The 16,408-nt window shown below is 65.6% G+C and carries 16 protein-coding genes and 1 pseudogene; 9 read left to right on the forward strand and 8 right to left on the reverse strand.

Annotated features, from left to right (window positions below):
- Nucleotides 1-217 precede the first annotated feature (217 nt).
- From ftsH to BG023_RS14980, 3 genes and pseudogenes are all read right to left on the reverse strand, one after another.
- Nucleotides 218-2,176, reverse strand: coding sequence for an ATP-dependent zinc metalloprotease FtsH (ftsH, locus tag BG023_RS00200; protein WP_069308659.1), 1,959 nt, complete (start codon nucleotides 2,174-2,176; stop codon nucleotides 218-220).
- A 106-nt stretch (nucleotides 2,177-2,282) separates the two neighbouring features.
- A complete protein-coding gene (locus BG023_RS14975; protein ID WP_233993112.1) occupies nucleotides 2,283-2,669 on the reverse strand; it encodes a TetR/AcrR family transcriptional regulator C-terminal domain-containing protein in 387 nt (128 codons plus the stop codon).
- Nucleotides 2,670-2,777: 108 nt separating this feature from the next.
- Nucleotides 2,778-2,945, reverse strand: a pseudogene (locus BG023_RS14980) (TetR/AcrR family transcriptional regulator); the annotation flags it as partial.
- A gap of 94 nt (nucleotides 2,946-3,039) precedes the next feature.
- Here BG023_RS14980 and BG023_RS00210 point away from each other — a divergent pair.
- The 4 genes from BG023_RS00210 (at nucleotide 3,040) to BG023_RS00225 (ending at nucleotide 7,353) form a co-directional block, all read left to right on the forward strand.
- Nucleotides 3,040-4,176: an ABC transporter permease gene (locus BG023_RS00210; RefSeq protein ID WP_069308661.1), complete on the forward strand. Its 1,137-nt coding sequence runs from the start codon at nucleotides 3,040-3,042 to the stop codon at nucleotides 4,174-4,176.
- A 14-nt stretch (nucleotides 4,177-4,190) separates the two neighbouring features.
- Nucleotides 4,191-4,922, forward strand: coding sequence for an ABC transporter ATP-binding protein (locus BG023_RS00215; protein WP_069308662.1), 732 nt, complete (start codon nucleotides 4,191-4,193; stop codon nucleotides 4,920-4,922).
- A gap of 33 nt (nucleotides 4,923-4,955) precedes the next feature.
- Nucleotides 4,956-5,936 (forward strand): efflux RND transporter periplasmic adaptor subunit, encoded by a 981-nt coding sequence (locus BG023_RS00220; protein ID WP_069308663.1) that lies wholly within the window; start codon nucleotides 4,956-4,958, stop codon nucleotides 5,934-5,936.
- Between the two features lie 64 nt (nucleotides 5,937-6,000).
- The gene (locus tag BG023_RS00225; protein ID WP_233993113.1) at nucleotides 6,001-7,353 is read left to right on the forward strand and encodes an efflux transporter outer membrane subunit; all 1,353 of its coding nucleotides are present in this window, start codon (nucleotides 6,001-6,003) and stop codon (nucleotides 7,351-7,353) included.
- A gap of 98 nt (nucleotides 7,354-7,451) precedes the next feature.
- On the opposite strand, the gene BG023_RS00230 is transcribed toward BG023_RS00225, so the two are convergent.
- The 5 genes from BG023_RS00230 to BG023_RS00250 are packed head-to-tail and all read right to left on the reverse strand — an operon-like array spanning nucleotide 7,452 to nucleotide 12,779.
- Nucleotides 7,452-8,444 carry a HupE/UreJ family protein gene (locus BG023_RS00230; protein ID WP_190315787.1) on the reverse strand — a complete coding sequence of 331 codons (993 nt, stop codon included), beginning with the start codon at nucleotides 8,442-8,444 and terminating at the stop codon, nucleotides 7,452-7,454.
- On the reverse strand, nucleotides 8,441-9,253 hold the full coding sequence (locus BG023_RS00235) for a peptidyl-prolyl cis-trans isomerase (protein ID WP_069308665.1): 813 nt from the start codon (nucleotides 9,251-9,253) through the stop codon (nucleotides 8,441-8,443). The genes BG023_RS00230 and BG023_RS00235 overlap by 4 nt, the downstream gene beginning before the upstream one ends.
- Nucleotides 9,250-11,184, reverse strand: a complete 1,935-nt coding sequence (locus BG023_RS00240; RefSeq protein WP_069308666.1) for a DUF3604 domain-containing protein — start codon at nucleotides 11,182-11,184, stop codon at nucleotides 9,250-9,252. Before BG023_RS00240 ends, BG023_RS00235 begins: the two co-directional genes overlap by 4 nt.
- A gap of 57 nt (nucleotides 11,185-11,241) precedes the next feature.
- Nucleotides 11,242-11,697, reverse strand: a complete 456-nt coding sequence (locus tag BG023_RS00245; protein WP_069308667.1) for a MaoC family dehydratase — start codon at nucleotides 11,695-11,697, stop codon at nucleotides 11,242-11,244.
- Entirely contained in the window at nucleotides 11,697-12,779 is a 1,083-nt protein-coding gene (locus BG023_RS00250) for a CaiB/BaiF CoA transferase family protein (RefSeq protein ID WP_069308668.1), read from the reverse strand. The genes BG023_RS00245 and BG023_RS00250 overlap by 1 nt, the downstream gene beginning before the upstream one ends.
- Before the next feature lie 23 nt (nucleotides 12,780-12,802).
- Here BG023_RS00250 and BG023_RS00255 point away from each other — a divergent pair, with 23 nt between their 5' ends.
- The 5 genes from BG023_RS00255 to wecB all read left to right on the forward strand — a co-directional run bounded on the left by BG023_RS00255 (nucleotide 12,803) and on the right by wecB (nucleotide 16,383).
- Complete coding sequence (locus BG023_RS00255) at nucleotides 12,803-13,384, forward strand: glucuronosyltransferase (protein ID WP_233993031.1); 582 nt, start codon at nucleotides 12,803-12,805, stop codon at nucleotides 13,382-13,384.
- Nucleotides 13,385-13,396: 12 nt separating this feature from the next.
- Nucleotides 13,397-13,552 carry a hypothetical protein gene (locus BG023_RS14985; RefSeq protein WP_233993032.1) on the forward strand — a complete coding sequence of 52 codons (156 nt, stop codon included), beginning with the start codon at nucleotides 13,397-13,399 and terminating at the stop codon, nucleotides 13,550-13,552.
- 3 nt (nucleotides 13,553-13,555) lie between these two features.
- Nucleotides 13,556-13,864, forward strand: a complete 309-nt coding sequence (locus BG023_RS14990) for a glycosyltransferase (protein ID WP_233993033.1) — start codon at nucleotides 13,556-13,558, stop codon at nucleotides 13,862-13,864.
- Nucleotides 13,865-13,933: 69 nt separating this feature from the next.
- Nucleotides 13,934-15,238, forward strand: coding sequence for a UDP-N-acetyl-D-mannosamine dehydrogenase (gene wecC / locus BG023_RS00265; protein ID WP_083234450.1), 1,305 nt, complete (start codon nucleotides 13,934-13,936; stop codon nucleotides 15,236-15,238).
- Nucleotides 15,235-16,383 carry a non-hydrolyzing UDP-N-acetylglucosamine 2-epimerase gene (gene wecB, locus BG023_RS00270; protein WP_069308670.1) on the forward strand — a complete coding sequence of 383 codons (1,149 nt, stop codon included), beginning with the start codon at nucleotides 15,235-15,237 and terminating at the stop codon, nucleotides 16,381-16,383. Before wecC ends, wecB begins: the two co-directional genes overlap by 4 nt.
- The last annotated feature ends 25 nt before the right edge of the window (nucleotides 16,384-16,408 follow it).

The following is a 16,408-nucleotide window of genomic DNA, read 5'->3' on the forward strand; positions in this document are numbered from 1 at the left end:
GCCCGCCCCTGCGGGGGGGCGCGCCAGTAAGTCCGCTGGCTTCGTCACGCCGCTTGCAGGGGCAACCAAGCCCCTGCTGCGCACCGTTCCTGTCCAGCGGACTTCCTGACGCGATCAGGGTGGGTCAGAATGGCCGGAAAGTGCTCTAAGCAGACGCGAAAAGGGCGCCGCAATCGGCTTGCGGCGCCCTTGTTCGTTCAACCTTAAGGCAGCCTGGTCAGGCGCCCTGCGGCGCCCCGTCGCTGCGCGATCCGAAGCGTTTGCCCGCCTTGGGGATCGCCGAACCATGCACCGGCGCGGGGATACGCGGTCCCTTCGGCGCATCGGGACGGTCGATCTTGCCGGTTTCAAGCAGCGTGGTGATCTCCTCACCCGAAAGCGTCTCGTATTCGAGCAAAGCCTGGGCGAGCAGGTGGAGCTGGTCCTCGTGGGTCTTGAGGATGTCGGTCGCCCGCTTGTGCGCGCCTTCGACCAGCGACTTGATCTCGTTATCGATCAATTCGTTGGTCTTGCCCGAACGGAAGGTGCGCTGGCTCGCGCCGTAGCCGAGATAGCCTTCCTGCTGCTCTTCGTACTGAAGCGGGCCGAGCTTGTCCGACATGCCCCACTGGGTGACCATGTTGCGCGCAAGGCTGGTCGCGTACTGGATGTCCGACGAAGCGCCCGACGACACCTTGTCATGTCCGAAGATCAGCTCTTCCGCGACACGCCCGCCCATCGAGACCGAGAGGTTCGCGTGCATCTTGTCGCGGTGATAGGAATAGCTGTCCCGCTCGGGCAGGCGCATCACCATGCCCAGCGCGCGGCCGCGCGGGATAATCGTCGCCTTGTGGATCGGATCAGACGCTTCCTCATGCACCGAGACGATGGCATGGCCGGCCTCGTGATAGGCGGTCATCTTCTTCTCGTCGTCGGTCATGACCATGCTGCGACGCTCCGCGCCCATCATGACCTTGTCCTTGGCGTCCTCGAATTCCTGCATCGCCACCAGCCGCTTGTTGCGGCGCGCAGCCAGCAGCGCGGCTTCGTTGACGAGGTTGGCGAGGTCCGCGCCCGAAAAGCCCGGGGTGCCACGCGCGATGACGCGCGGGTTCACGTCGGGCGCCAGCGGTACCTTCTTCATGTGAACGCCGAGGATCTTCTCGCGCCCGTCGATATCGGGCACCGGCACCACGACCTGGCGGTCGAAACGGCCCGGGCGCAGCAGCGCAGGATCGAGCACATCGGGCCGGTTGGTCGCGGCGATGATGATGATGCCTTCGTTGGCTTCGAAACCGTCCATCTCGACGAGCAGCTGGTTCAGCGTCTGCTCGCGCTCGTCGTTAGAATTGCCGAGCCCGTGACCGCGCGAACGGCCCACGGCGTCGATTTCGTCGATGAAGACGATGCACGGCGCGTTCTTCTTGGCCTGCTCGAACATGTCACGCACGCGGCTTGCGCCGACGCCGACGAACATTTCGACAAAGTCCGAACCCGAAATGGTGAAGAACGGCACGCCCGCTTCACCCGCAATGGCGCGGGCCAGCAGGGTCTTGCCGGTGCCGGGCGAGCCGACCAGCAGCGCGCCCTTGGGTATCTGTCCGCCAAGCTTGGAGAAGCGCTGCGGATCGCGCAGGAACTCGACGATTTCCTGCAATTCTTCGCGCGCTTCATCGATGCCTGCGACGTCGTCAAAGGTCACCCGGCCCGAACGTTCGGTCAGCAACTTGGCCTTGGACTTACCAAAGCCCATCGCACCGCCGCCGCCGCCCTTCTGCACCTGACGCAGCGCGAAGAAGGCAATACCCAGGATCAGCAGGAACGGCAGCGAGTTCAGCAGGATGAACAGCAGCATGCTCTGCTGTTCGCGCTGCTTGCCGGTGAAGCGCACGCCGTTTTCTTCCATCAGGCGCGTGATCGACACGTCGTTGGGCACGGGCACGGTGGTGAATTGTTCGCCGTTCTTGAGCGTACCGGTAATCAGCTCGCTGCTGAGCTGCACGTCCTGAACCTCGCCTTCGGCCACAGCCGCGCGGAAGTCGGAATAGCGGATCGCAGTGCCCGGGGCCTGCCCGGCGTTGCTGAACAGGGTGACGACCAGAAGCAGGGCAAGGAATATGCCGCCCCAGATCATCAACTGCTTGACCCAGGGATTAGGGCCATCGCCCTGCTGCTGGGGATCGTTCTGGTCGCTCATCGCACGCGATTCCTTTCGTCAAAGCCAATGTAGGACGCGCAAGGTGAATGGCAAGATAATGCGCCCCTTACGGTCTCCTGCGAAATTTCGAACAGGGTGATGCGAATTATCGATGGTCTGCGGTGCCATAGGCCGCGAGGAACACCTCGACCGCACCGGTGATGCGCTTGTGACGAGCTTCGGCCGACACATCGGCACCAAAGCGCCGCTCGAGATCGCCCATGCCCTTGCACATCGACACGAATTGTTCGGCCGCGAGCATCGGATCGGCTATCGATAGCTCGCCCGCATCGACTGCCCGTGCGAGCCATGCTCCAAAGGCCTGCTTCATCCGCCACGGCCCGGCTTCGAGAAACGCCGCCCCGATCACGGGATCATGTTCGGTTTCCGCGGCGATACGGCGCTCGAACTGGATCATTTCCGGGCGGAACAGGAAGGCAAAGATCGCCTCGCCAATCGCTGTCAGGCGTTCGCGGATCGAGCCTTGCGGCATCGCATCAAGCGAAAAGTGACCACGCATCTTTTCGCATTCACAGCTCACCGCCGCCGCAAACAGCGCGCGCTTGTCGCCGAACTGGTTGTAGATCGTGACCTTGGAAACGCCCGCATCGGCTGCGACCTGCTCGATCGCAGTCGCAGCATAACCGTGATGGAAGAAATGATGGGCAGCCGACTCGACGATTGCCTGCCGCTTGGCCGCGTCTGAAGGACGACCCGCCTTGCGGGGGCCGGAACAATTTTCTGCGGCAGATGAACCGCATATTGACAAAGTGAACGGCTCCGTTCAGTTAAACGCGACCGTTCAATAATGGTTCGATTCGGCTGTCGTTGCAACCCTCCCTGCACACAAAGGTTCCTCTCCTGTGCTTTGGATCGCGATCAGGATGCTCACCGGTGATGCCCAGAAGTTCTACGGGCTTCTGTTCGGCATCGGGTTTTCCACCCTCCTCATCACCCAGCAGATGACGATCTTCGTCAACCTCGTCGAACGCGGGGCAAGCGGCGTCTATAATGCGCCAGAAGCTGAAGTGTGGGTGATGGATCCGGTCAGCCGCACCACCGATGTGAGCTATTCCATGCCCTCGACCGCGCTCGACAAGGTGCGATCGGTCGAAGGGGTTGAATGGGCCGTGCCGCATCTGCGCGCGCAGGCCAATGTCCGCACCAAGGATGGCGATTTGGAAGGCGTGGGCGTGATCGGGGTCGATGACGCGACGCTGATCGGCCTGCCCGAACGCATGGCCGTGGGCGACAAGTCGGTGCTGTTCGCACCCGATACCGTGGTGATCGACGATGTCGGCGTCACCCGCCTGTTCTCGAACGGCGCCAGCCCGCTCGGCGAGCGGCTCGAACTGAACGACCAGCGCGCAGTGATCCGCGGCGTCGCGGATGCCATCCCAAGCTTCACCAGCACCGTTGTGCTCTACACCCGCTATTCGAGCGCGCTCAATTTCGTGCCTGGCACCCGCAATCGCCTGTCCTTCGTGCTGGTCGGCGTGAGCGAGGGCCAGACACCGGCCGACGTCGCGGCGCGGATCGAGCGCGAGACCGGGCTCAAGGCCGAGACCCGTGACGAATTCGCTGGAGCAGGGGTCGATTTCATTATCGAGAACACCGGCATCCCGACCAATTTCGGCATCACGGTGTTCCTCGGCTTCGTGGTCGGTGTGGCGATCGTCGGACTCACCTTCAGCCTGTTCCTGCGCGATAACATCAAGCAGTTCGGTGCGTTGAAGGCGATCGGCGTGACCAATAGCAAGATCGTCCAGATGGTCGCCACGCAGGCCGGTCTTGTCGGCATGATCGGCTATGCGCTGGGCGTGATCGGGACGGTCGCCTTCATCAAGGGCTTCGGCTCGAACCCCTTCTTCAAGGGCTTCTACATCCCCTGGCAGATCCCGTTGATCAGCCTTGTTGCGGTGGTCGTGATCCTTGCGATCACCGGCTTCATCGCGATCCGCTCCGTGCTCAAGACCGAACCGGCGGCGGTGTTCCGGTGAGCGAGGGGCCACGCATGGACACGAGAGCAATCGGCGGCTGCTCACCCGAAGCCGCGATCTGCGCGCGCGGCATCGTGCGCGATTTCGAAGCCGGGCAGAGCACCATCCGCGTGCTGCACGGCATCGATGCCGATATCCGCCCCGGCGAGTTGACCTATGTCGTCGGCGAAAGCGGATCGGGCAAGACAACGCTGATCTCTATCATGTGCGGCATCCTGTGGCCCACCGAGGGCGAGGTGCGGGTCTTCGGCACCGATATCTACAAGCTTTCGGATACCGAGCTGGTCAAGTTCCGGCTGCACAACATCGGCTTCATCTTCCAGCAGTACAATCTCATCCCCTCGATCGACGTGGCGTCCAACGCCGCCGTGCCGCTGATCGCGCAAGGCGTGCCGCGCGAGGAAGCGCGCGAACGGGCCAAGGTGCTGCTCGACAAGCTCAACATCGGCAATCAGGCCGACAAGCTGCCGCGCCAGCTTTCGGGCGGGCAGCAGCAGCGCGTGGCCATCGCCCGCGCACTTGTCCACGAACCCCGCCTGGTGGTGTGCGACGAGCCGACCGCGGCGCTCGACGCCTCATCGGGCCGCCGCGTGATGGATCTGCTGCGCGAAGTCGCGGTCGCGCCCGATCGCGCGTGCATCATCGTCACCCACGACAACCGCATCTTCGACCTCGCCGACCGCATCATCGTGCTCGAAGACGGCCGCATCACCCATGACGGCAAGGAAATGCCCGATGGACACTAATTCCCTCTCCACTCCGATTTCACCGAGGACGCCATGTTCCGCAATGTGAGCTTTGCCCGCCAGATCCTCCCCGTTGCCGCGCTGATCGGCGTGGTGATCGCTGCCTGGTTGATCTTTGTCGGCCTGCCCGACCGCTCGACCACCGCGCCCGGCGAACAGCCGCCCAAGGCCACCGGCCAGCTGGCCAATGCGCCGCGCGTGGCCGGCGCGGGCGTGGTCGAGCCGGCGAGCGAGGTGATCGATATCGGCGCGGCGCTTTCGGGCCTTGTCACCGAGGTGCGGGTGCGCCCCGGTGACCGCGTAGCCAAGGGCGACGTGCTGTTCCTCGTCGATGCCCGCGCCGCTCGCGCGCAGCTCGATCAGGCGACTGCCGCCATCGGCGAAGCACGCGCTGCCATCGCCGAAGCCAGCGCGGCGCAATCGACCGCGCGCCAGCAGCTCGCGCTCTACCGCAGCCTCTCCGATCCCGCCGCCGTGAGCCGCGCCGAAGTGATCCGTGCCGAAGGCGAGGATGCCGCCGCGACCAGCCGCCTCGGCCTTGCCCGTGCGCGCCTTGCCGCTGCACAGGCGGCAGCCGGGGCTGCCCGCACCGAGATCGAAAGGCTGGTGGTCCACGCGCCGATTGCCGGTGAAATCCTTGCCGTGAATGTCCGCCCCGGCGAATTCGTCGCCACGCAGGGCGGCGGCAACAGCCAGCCCTTCATCCAGATGGGCGAAACCAACCCGCTCCACGTCCGCATCGATATCGACGAGAACGAAATCCCGCGGGTCAAGCTGGGCGCCGAGGCAATCGTATCCCCGCGCGGCGAGGCCGAGCGGCAGGTCAAGGCCACCTTCGTGCGCGCCGAACCGCTGGTCGTGCCCAAGCGCTCGCTCACCAATTCCGCGGCAGAACGCGTCGATGTGCGGGTGCTTCAGCTGATCTATGCCCTGCCCAAGAGCGATGCCTTCCGCGTGGGCCAGCAGGTCGACGCCTTCATCCCCGCCAACGGCAAGCCGGACGGGGAGGGCTGAACCGATGCGCCCGCCCATAGTCATTGCGGCCGCGTTGCTCCCGCTCGCATTGGCCGGATGCGTGATGCATCCCGCCCCGGAGATCGCGACCCCGACCCCTGATCTGCCCGAGGCGTTCTTCTACACCCCCGATGCGCGCACGGGGAACGGGTTGGCGGCGCTGATGCCAGCCGATGATCCGGCCTATCGCACGCTGTCAGACGCCGCGATTGCCGGCGCACCCAACCTTGCCGAAGCGCTCGCGCGGATCGAAAGTGCGCGCGCCGGGGCACGCCGCGCAGGGGCAGAGCGCCTGCCCAATATCACCGCTGACGGCAGCGTCAGGCGCAACCGCATCAACACCGCCCAGTTCGGGCAAGCCGGCCAGCAGGGCTTCATTCCCGAAGAGCAGACCTCCTATGGCGCGAACATCACGGCCAGCTGGGATCCGGATATCTTCGGTCGGCTGAAGGCGCAGGAACGCGCCGCGCTTGCCCGGATCGATGCCGCCAACGCGCAGGCGCAGGCCGTGCGGCTGGCGCTGCTGGCCGAGATCGCCGGCAGCGTGACCGACTGGCGGGTGCTCGAAGCCCGCGCCGCCGCGATTTCTGCCGATGTTGCCGCCGCCGAGCGCCTTGCCGGTCTAGCCAAGGCGCGCGAGGAGGCGGGGATCGCGCCGGGCCTCGACCGCATCCGCGCCGAAGCCACAGCGAAATCCTCGCAAAGCCGGCTCGCTGCGCTCGAAAGCGAGCGGGTGCGGCTGATCGGGCGGCTGGTGACGCTGACCGGACAGGATGCCGCGAGCGTTCGTGCCGCGCTGGCAAGCGCAGCGCCGCAAAAGGCTGTGGCTGCTGTACCCGCCGCACTGCCGTCCGAACTGCTGGCCAACCGGCCCGATGTCGCCGCGGCAGCCGCCAACCTTGCCGCAAGCGATGCCGATCTTGCCGCTGCCGCCCGCGCACGCTTCCCGCGCATCACCCTGTCGGGCGTAATCGGGCTGCTCGCCTTCGATCCGGAGGACTTCTTCGACGAGGATTCGCTGGTCGGCACGCTGACCGGTGCGATTGCGGGACCGCTGCTCGATTTCGGGCGGGTCGGCGCGCAGATCGACGCTGCTGCGGCGGACAAGCGCGCCGCCTTTGCCGCCTATCGCGGCGCGGTATTCCAGGCGCTGGGCGATGCCGAGGCGGGTTATGGCCTCGTGGCCGCCGCCGATGCCGAGGCAGCGCTGGCGGTGGACGAACGCGACCAGCTCGAACGCGCCGCCTCGCTCGCCGACACACGGTATCGCGCGGGGCTGGCGAGCTTCCTCGAAGTGCTCGAAGCTCGCCGCGCTGCCGATGCCAGCGGGGAACGCGCTGCCGCCGCACAGGGCCGCGCCGCGCGCGCGCGCATCCTGCTATGGCAGGCGCTCGGCGGCGAAGTCGAGGCTGACTAGAGTATCGGGGGTGATTTATGAATCACCCCCGATACTCCAAATTCTTGTTGTCGCATCGCTTTTGCGGAAAACCGGTGCCCACTTTTCCGCGCGATGCTCTAACCGATCACGCGCTCGATCAGCCAGAAGCTGCCGATCGCGCCGATGGCGTAAGTCGACACGCGCAGCACCGGCACTTCGGCCTTGGGCAGCGCCCGAGTCAGCCCCGCCAAAAGCGCCAGCACAGCGCCGACGATGAGCAGTTGGCCTGCCTCGACCCCGAGGTTGAAGGCGAGCAGCGCGGTAACGACCTCGCCCTGTGGCATGCCGACATCGGCGAGCGCGCCGGCAAAGCCGAAGCCGTGCACCAGCCCGAAGGCGAAGGCGACCGCCCAGGGCAAGCGCCTAGTGAAGGTGCGCCGCTCGGGCGAACGCAGCACCACCGCCACTTCGACCGCAAGGAACACGATCGAGAGCGCAATCAGCGCCTCGACCGGGCGCGAGGGCAGGCCCGCATATCCGAGGCTCGTCGCCACCAGCGTGATCGAATGGGCAAGCGTGAAAGCGGTCGCGGCCTTCACCACCGCCCAGCCCCGTCGCACCAGCAGCACCAGCGCGATCACGAACAGCAGGTGATCCCAGCCGAACAGAATGTGCTCTGCGCCAATCACAAGATAGTCACGCACGACCTGCCACCGGCCGGGTTCGGCGGCGATCATCGCGGCGGGCGCGTCTGCCGTCAGGCGGAAGGTCTGGGCTGGTCGGCTACGCGGGATCATCCGGGCGATGGCATCGCTGCCGCCCACCAGCTCACTCAGCCCGAAGCGCTGGCCCGCCAGATCACCCTTGCAGCGCAATTCCTGCCGCCCGAGCAATGCCAGCGCCGCCGCGCGCTGCACGGGCGCTCCGGTCGCGGTGCAGGCTTCGGGGAACACCGGACGGGCGAGCGGCGCTGCATTTGCCCCGCGCGAAGCAGCGACGGGCAGTTTCCATTCGATCACCCACACGCCGCCGTCGCGCTCGGTCAGCTCGATCACAGCCGGGCGCAATTCGTCCGCCGCCGCAGGGGCCGCGAGGAGCGCGAGCATGACGGCCAGAAGCCAGCGGATCACTTGTCGATCTCGACCCGGTAGGCGCTGCGCAGAATGTCGTAGGCGCGCTGCTTGCGGGCCGCGATCTGCTGCGCGCGCCAGTCGTTCAGCACCTGCGCGCGGATCTGGTCGAGCGGCGGTACATCGGATTGCTCGTATTCCCTGATGCGGACGACGTGCCAGCCGAAGCCCGACGGGATCGGACCGGCCCAGCTATCCGAATGGTCGATCACCGCAATGCCATCGAGAAATTGTTGACCGAAACGGGCCGCGATTTCGTTCGCTGGCATCCTTGCGACGGATGCGGGAAGCGAGATCGGATCGCCGCGCCCGCGCCAGTCCGCACCCGGCCAGGCCTTATCCGAAATCGCCGCCAAGGCCGCTGCCTCGCTGGCGAAATAGACCTGGTCAAAGGTGAAGCGCGCCTTGGCGGCAAAGCGTTCGGGGTGATCGGCGCGCCATGCCTCCAACTCGGCCTCGCTGGGCTCGGCTGCATCGGCCGCACCGCCGGCGGTCATGTCCATCTTGGCGACCATGCGCTGGCGCACCACCGCGTCATCGGCATCAAGCCCCAGCCGCAGCGCCTCGCGGTAGAGCACTTCCTCGCGCACGAACCGCGCAATCCGCTCGTCCAGCTCGGCATCGGTGGGCGCGCGGCCCATCACCCGTTCGAAAGCGAGCGCGAGCTGGGCCTGCTGCGCCTTGTCGACATTGATCACCCGCGAGGCCGGATCGGGCGGGCTGCCGCCCCATGTCATCGCAACATAGAGTAACGCACCCAGCGCGAGGAAATGGACCAGCGGCTCGCGGGTCCAGGCAGGAAGCGTCACGTCGTCCCCTTGGCGCCCTGCGGCTTGAGCCAGATCGGCGAGGTATAGGCACGTTCCTGCGCGACCGCATCCTCGAGCGCCTCACCCTTGAGTTCGAAGCCGAAGCGCACCGCATCAAACAGCGTCCAGCGCGGGGTCGGGATTTCGAGCACGCGCACATAGTAGAACGCGCGCTGGCCCTTGGCGTAATCGGGATCGGTCCAGGTGGTCCGCAGTTCGGGCGCGCCGATGGAATTGGTGTAGGTCGCCTTCTTGCGGTCGACCGTATCGCCCACCGGGGTCAGGCCTTTGGCGGTGCCTGGCCGCTTGGCCATGTCGCTCCAGACCACGTCATAGACGCGTTCCTGCATCGCGCCGCTGGCATCGATCCAGCCCTTGACCACCTGCACCCGGTCAAGATTGGCGCCGTCGGGGTCTTTGAGTGCGCTGATGAGGAAGGTCGGCGCGCTGCCCTTGTCGGTCAATTCGCCGCCCATCGGCACGCCGCGGGTATAGCCTGCGCGCACCCAGTCACCCGCCCAGTCGGCAGCGCTGAAATCGTGCCCGCCGAAGATCCGCACGGTCATGCGCGGGCCGGTGGTGGCGTAGACCTCGCGCCGCCGGAAGGCATCGAAGATTTCCGCACGGGTGTTCCCCCGCGCCCAGGCCGCAGCATAGCCGCCCGCGAGATAGTGCCAGCCGAACCGCCCCTGCCGCGTGCCGAGGTTCTGCGGCACCAGCGCGCGGTTCTTGTAGGCGGGTTCGGTGCCGGTGTGCTTGCCGAAGAAATTGTCCTCATCTCCCGTGGCAAGGCCAGTGTGGCTATCGGTCGATCCGATCAGGCCAAAGGCATAAGGATTGACCCCCAGCTGCGCCTCGAGCGAAAGCCCGCGCAGCAGGGCAGACCGCACATAGCTGCCCGCATACATATCCGGTGTGCTTGCGGCGGTGAGCGGCAGATTGCCCAGTTCCCAGCCCTTAACCCCGAAGCCGGCCATTTCGTCATTGGGCGAGAGGAACGGGTGGGTTTCGCTGTCACCCTTGATCTGGGTCGCCTCGACCACCGGTTCAGCCGCTGCGCGCCGCTTGGCATAGGCGGCGGTCATCGGCGAACCATCGGCCATGGTCATTTCGAACATCAGCCCGTTCGAGAGGTTCGAATTGTGCGGGATCGCCAGCACCTTCCCGCCGATGTTCTTCTCGTAGGCCTCCATGTAGTCCCACAGCTGCTCGACCTTGGTATCGATCCCGCCGAGCGGCAGGGTCTTGCGGGTCTTGTCGCTGCCGTCGCGGAACATCACCACGCGGTGGAGATTGTTGCCATCGGGCATCAGCGTCCATTCGAAGCCGGCAAAGGCCGTGAAGACGCCGGGCTCGTTATAGCGATCGAGCAAGCCGAGCTGGGTGTTCCAGAGGTCTTCCGTGCCCTCGCGTGCGCGCTCGGGATCGCTGAGCGCTTCGGGCAGCGTGCCATTGGCTGCGGCCGTGATCAGTTCCGCCATCGCCCGCTGCGAGCCTTCCGGGCTTTCGTGCATCAGGTCATACCAGCGCAGCACGGTATCGTCGCGCATCACCCACTTCACATACCAGCGCGGGGCATCGAAGAGCCGCTTGGTCGCGCCCATGCCGTCCGAGTGATCCGCAATAACGAGGAAATCGAGCGGTCGATCGAGCTGCGCCTTGCCGCCGGTGGTCGCCGTCACCGCCTCGCCGCGAGCAAAGCGCAGCGCGTCTTCCGGCCCCAGCCGGACACCGAAGCCGAAGGCATCGACCGAATTGTCGGTATGCAGGTGCGTATCGCCCCAATAGGGCCGATCGGGAAACTCGGCGAGCTTGACCGTGTTCTCGCCATTGCCGGTTTGCGCCGGATCGAGCGATGCCTCACCGCTGCAGCCCGCCACCGCAATCGTCATCAGGCTTGCCGCAGCGAACCCGGTCCATGTCTTGCGCATGGATATCCCTCCCCTGTCTCTCTCACCCCCGACATTGCGCGGGCAGGCGTATGCTCGTCAAGCAGCCGGTTTGCGCCGGAGCAGGGCCGAACGCTCGCAGCGGCACACCACTTCGCCGCGCTGGTTGGTCAGTTCGTGGATGAAGGTGACGATCCCGGCATCGGGCCGCGACTTGCTGGCGCGCAGGTCCTTGACTTCGCTTGCCGCGCGCAGGGTATCGCCGATGAACACCGGGTTGGGGGTCACCACCTTGTCGAAGCCGAGGTTGGCGACCAGCGTTCCCAAGGTCGTATCGCCCACCGACAGCCCGACCAGCAGGCTGAAGGTGAAGGTCGAATTGACGAGGATCTGCCCGAACCCGCTCGCCTTGGCCGCCTCGACATCGATGTGCAGCGGCTGCGGATTGTGGGTCATGACCGAGAACAGCAGATTGTCGGTCTCGGTCACAGTGCGCCGGATCTCGTGTTCGATCCGGTCGCCCACGATCCATTCGTCGAAGAACTTGCCTGCCATTACGAGGCTGCCTGCCAGCGGGCCACCACCTCGGCGCCGTCATCGACGCTCGAACGGATCGCACCCGGCGTCCGGCTGAAGCGCGGCGCGGGGGCGGTGTGCCACATCCCCTCGTGCTCCACATAGGCCCCGCGCGCCTTCATGTGCGGATGCTCGCGCGCCTCGTCGATCCCCAGCACCGGGGCAAAGCAGGCGTCGGTCCCTTCGAGCAGTTCGCACCATTCGGCTTGCGTCTTGGTGAGGAACAGCGCGGCGAGTTTGGCTGCGTATTCGTCCCAATTGGCAGGGTTCATCTGGCCCTGCGCCAGTTCCGCCGGAGCGCCGCTGCGCTGGAGCATCTCGGAGTAGAACTGCGGCTCGATCGATCCCAAGGAGATTTCCTTGCCGTCGGCGCAGGTGAAGCAGCGGTAGAAATGCGCCGCCCCGCCGAGCATCCCCTTGCCCCGCGCGGTCGACAGATGCGGCAGGTGGCGCACGCCGAAGAAGAAGCTCATCAGGCTGGTCGCCCCGTCAACGATCGCGGCGTCGACCACCTGCCCCTTGCCCGAACGTTCGCGTTCATAGAGCGCGGCGAGGATCCCGAAGGCGCAATACATCGACCCGCCGCCGAAATCGCCGACAAGGTTCTGCGGCGGCGTGGCGGTCTCGCCCGCCTTGCCGACCGCCGAAAGCGCGCCGGTAATGGCGATGTAGTTGATGTCATGCCCTGCGGCATGGGCGAGCGGGCCGTCCTGCCCCCAGCCGGTCATGCGGGCGTAGACGAGGCCGGGATTGGCCGCGAGCAGCGCGTCCGGCCCCAGCCCCAGCCGCTCCATCACGCCGGGGCGGAAGCCTTCGATCAGCACGTCGGCCTTGGCCGCAGCGGCGAGCACCTGGGCCTTGCCCTCCTCGCTCTTGAGATCGAGCGCCAGCCGGTGACGCGCGCGTTCGACCACCGGATTGCTGACCCCGGCGCCCGGCCGGTCGATCCGCACCACCTCAGCGCCCAAATCGGCGAGCAGCATCGCGACGTGCGGCCCCGGCCCGATGCCGCTGAATTCGATGACCTTGAGGCCGGCAAGCGGCCCTGCAACCTGATTCATGACAATCTCCCTCTCCCCGGTCTGTGGCGCGCACCGCGCAGGAGAGCAAGCCTGCGATTTTTGCCGAGGCAAACCGCCCGCGGTTGACAGGTCTGGCGGCGCACTGTTCAAGCGATTGCGCATCGCAGCAATTTGGAAGTCGGTTGATGAACTCGGATGTTCCCAAGGTTCTTGCCGTGGCATCCGCCGGAGGCCATTGGGAACAACTGATGCAGTTGCGTCCGGTGCTCGACACCTATGACGTGCGCTTCGTGACGACGCGCCGCGATGCCGGCGAACATGGTGGCATAGACGCCCCGCTCACCCTGCCTGATTGCAACAAGCAGACCCCAATCCGCGCAATGCTCTGCGCTCTGGCGGCATTGTGGCTGGTCTTGCGCGAGCGGCCCGATGTGATCGTGACGACCGGTGCCGCGCCGGGATTTTTCTGCCTCATGGCCGGACGACTGGTCGGCGCGCGCACCCTGCGGATCGACAGCGTCGCCAATGGCGAGCAATTCTCGCTCAGTGGGCGGCTGGCGCAGAGCATTGCCGACGAATGCTGGACCCAGTGGGCCCATCTGGCCACAGACCATCGCCCGCGCTTTCACGGAGCAGTGCTATGATCCTCGTCACGGTTGGTATGCAGCCTTGGGTTCGACCGGCTGATCGCCGCGATGGATGCGCTGGCGACCGAACTGGGCCACCCGGTCATCGCCCAGACCGGCAAGAGCAGTTACCGGCCGCAACACATGGAAGCGCGCGAACGCATCGCTCCCGAGGAGTTCGAATAGCTGGTGGAACGCTCGCGCCTGATCGTCAGCCATGCCGGGATCGGCACGATCCTGACCGCCGCCCGCTTCGCCAAGCCGATCGTCCTTATCCCGCGCCGCGCCGCGCTGGAAGAGCATCGTAACGATCACCAGCTCGCCACAGTCGCACAGCTTGCAACGCGGCCGGGGATCCTCGTCGCCCGGGATGAAACCGAACTGTCCGACCGGATTGCCGAAGGGCTGGCGATGGACGTGCTTCCCGGACAGGAACCCCCGACCGCACGGCAACTCAATGATGCGATCGCTGCCTTCATCGAAGGCCGGCCAATCTAGCAAACAAGCCTAACGCGATTTTAAGGGCTTCTGCGCCATGTCTTGCGACCAAGGCAGGACACTGATCGCATGAACGCACCCTTCGATGCCGCCGCCGCGCTCGCGCGCAAGGCCGCCAGCCATCCCGCACCCGACCACGAAGTCGCGGTGATCGGATTGGGCTATATCGGCCTGCCGACCGCCTCCGTGCTCGCCAGCCACGGCTGGAACGTGTGCGGCGTCGATGTGTCCGAAAGCGTTGTCGCGACCGTGAATGCCGGGGGCGTGCATATCGAGGAATGTGATCTCGATGCGCTGGTGCATGATGCCATCGCCGCGGGCACGCTGATCGCGGCTACGGCGGTGCCGACCGCGAGCTTCTACATGATTGCCGTGCCGACCCCGCTCGGCGCCTATAACATGCCCGACATCTCCTGTGTCGAGACCGCCGCACGCGCCATCGCGCCCACGCTTCTTCCCGGGGCCTGCGTGATCGTCGAAAGCACCTCGCCGGTCGGCACGACCGAACGGGTCGCCGCGATCATCGCCGAAATGCGCCCCGATCTGGTAGTGCCGCGTGACGGCTTTGGCGGGGACGCCGACATTGCGCTGGCCTATTGTCCCGAACGTGTGCTGCCGGGCCGGATCGTCAACGAGCTGGTGCATAATGACCGCGTGATCGGCGGCGTGACCCCGGCCTGCGCCAGCCGCGCGGCGGTGCTCTATGCCAGCTTCGTCAAGGGCGATTGCCTGACCACCTCCGCGCGCGTGGCCGAGACGGTGAAGCTGGTCGAAAACAGCTTCCGCGACGTGAACATCGCCTTCGCCAACGAGCTTTCGATGATCGCCGACGAGATCGGGGTGGATGTGTGGGACGTGATCCGGCTGGCCAACCGCCACCCGCGCGTCAACATCCTGCAACCCGGTCCCGGCGTGGGCGGGCATTGTATCGCGGTTGATCCGTGGTTTCTCGTCGCGAGCGCTCCGCAAGCGGCACGGCTGGTGCGGACCGCGCGCGAGGTCAATGACCACAAGGCGCTGCATACCGAAGCGAAGATCCGTGCGCTGATCGATGCCGTGCCCGATGGCAAGGTCGCGCTGCTCGGCCTCGCCTTCAAACCCGATATCGACGACTTCCGCGAAAGCCCCGCGCTCGAAATCACCGAGGCGCTGGCGCACACCGACGGACACCGCCTGCTGGTGGTCGAACCCTTCGCCGAAACGCTGCCTGAAGCGCTGGCCGCAACCGGCGCGCAGCTGGTGACGCTTGACGCGGCGCTGGCAGCGGCCGAGATTGTGGTGGTGCTGGTCGATCACACCGCGTTCAGGCATCTCTCCCCGTCCGATCTGGCGGGCAAGCTGGTGTTCGATACGCGCGGTATGCTGCGGCGATGACCGCGCGCGCGCCCCAGACAGGCGCAAAGCCACGCATCCTTATCACCTTCGGCACCCGGCCCGAGGCGATCAAGATGTTTCCGGTGGTGGCAGCGCTGCGGGAATCCGGGGCGTTCGATGTGAAAGTGGTCGTCACGGCCCAACATCGCGAATTGCTGGACTCCGTACTCGCTCTAGCCTCGCTTAGACCCGACCTAGACCTCAACTTGATGCAGCCTAGCCAGTCGCTGGATGCGCTCTCGAGCCGGGTTCTGACCCGCTTCGGGGAGGCTTTGGATGCCCTAAAGCCTGATCGGGTGCTGGTGCACGGCGATACGCTGACCACCATGATGGCCTCGCTGGCATGCTATTTCCGGCGGATACCCGTGGGTCATGTCGAGGCAGGCTTGCGCAGCGGCGACATCTATTCCCCCTGGCCAGAAGAGGTGAACCGCAAGGTCACCGGCGTGATCGCTGACCTGCATTTTGCCCCGACCGAGACCGCTGCGGCGGCCTTGCGTGCTGAAAACGTGAACGAAAATTCCATACACGTCACCGGCAACACGGTGATTGACGCCCTACTGTTTGCGCGGACCAAACTGGCGGAAAATCCGGCGCTCGCACCGGCGATTACGCCGCTCAAAACGCGCTTCTCAGGACAGAAAATCATCGCCGTGACGGCCCACCGGCGCGAGAATTTCGGTGCCGGTATGCAGCAGATTGCCCAGGCACTTCAAAAGCTTGCATCGCGACCGGACGTGGCGATCATCTATCCGCTGCATCCTAATCCCAACGTCGCCGACGTAATGCGTCCAGCGCTGGCCGGGCATAACCGGATCGCCTTGATCAACCCGCTGGATTATCTTGATTTTGTCGCCATGCTCGAAGCGAGCGACATGGTGCTCACCGATTCCGGCGGCATCCAGGAAGAGGCGCCCAGCCTCGGCAAGCCGGTGCTGGTGATGCGCGATACGACCGAGCGGCCCGAAGGTGTGGCCGCCGGAACTGCACGGTTGGTGGGCGCAGATGCATCTGTAATTGTTTCTGAAACTGTTCGGTTGCTTGATAATGTGGAAGCCTATGAGGCGATGGCGCGGGCGCACAACCCCTATGGCGACGGGCACGCCAGCACGCAGATCGTGGGACACTTGCTTGCCGCGCTCTAGCCGCGCTTTACCAGCGCGTTGTTAA

The organism is Porphyrobacter sp. LM 6, assembly GCF_001720465.1.
Classification (GTDB): domain Bacteria; phylum Pseudomonadota; class Alphaproteobacteria; order Sphingomonadales; family Sphingomonadaceae; genus Erythrobacter.

What these genes read in the sequence shown, in the direction of transcription:
- BG023_RS00220 (WP_069308663.1), top strand. Translation starts at nt 4,956, where the DNA reads ATGTTCCGCAATGTGAGCTTTGCCCGCCAGATCCTCCCCGTTGCCGCG.
- BG023_RS00225 (WP_233993113.1), top strand. Translation starts at nt 6,001, where the DNA reads ATGCATCCCGCCCCGGAGATCGCGACCCCGACCCCTGATCTGCCCGAG.
- wecC (WP_083234450.1), top strand. Translation starts at nt 13,934, where the DNA reads ATGAACGCACCCTTCGATGCCGCCGCCGCGCTCGCGCGCAAGGCCGCC.
- wecB (WP_069308670.1), top strand. Translation starts at nt 15,235, where the DNA reads ATGACCGCGCGCGCGCCCCAGACAGGCGCAAAGCCACGCATCCTTATC.
- BG023_RS00250 (WP_069308668.1), bottom strand. Translation starts at nt 12,779, where the DNA reads ATGAATCAGGTTGCAGGGCCGCTTGCCGGCCTCAAGGTCATCGAATTC.
- BG023_RS00245 (WP_069308667.1), bottom strand. Translation starts at nt 11,697, where the DNA reads ATGGCAGGCAAGTTCTTCGACGAATGGATCGTGGGCGACCGGATCGAA.
- ftsH (WP_069308659.1), bottom strand. Translation starts at nt 2,176, where the DNA reads ATGAGCGACCAGAACGATCCCCAGCAGCAGGGCGATGGCCCTAATCCC.
- BG023_RS14975 (WP_233993112.1), bottom strand. Translation starts at nt 2,669, where the DNA reads ATGCCGCAAGGCTCGATCCGCGAACGCCTGACAGCGATTGGCGAGGCG.
- BG023_RS00215 (WP_069308662.1), top strand. Translation starts at nt 4,191, where the DNA reads ATGGACACGAGAGCAATCGGCGGCTGCTCACCCGAAGCCGCGATCTGC.
- BG023_RS00240 (WP_069308666.1), bottom strand. Translation starts at nt 11,184, where the DNA reads ATGCGCAAGACATGGACCGGGTTCGCTGCGGCAAGCCTGATGACGATT.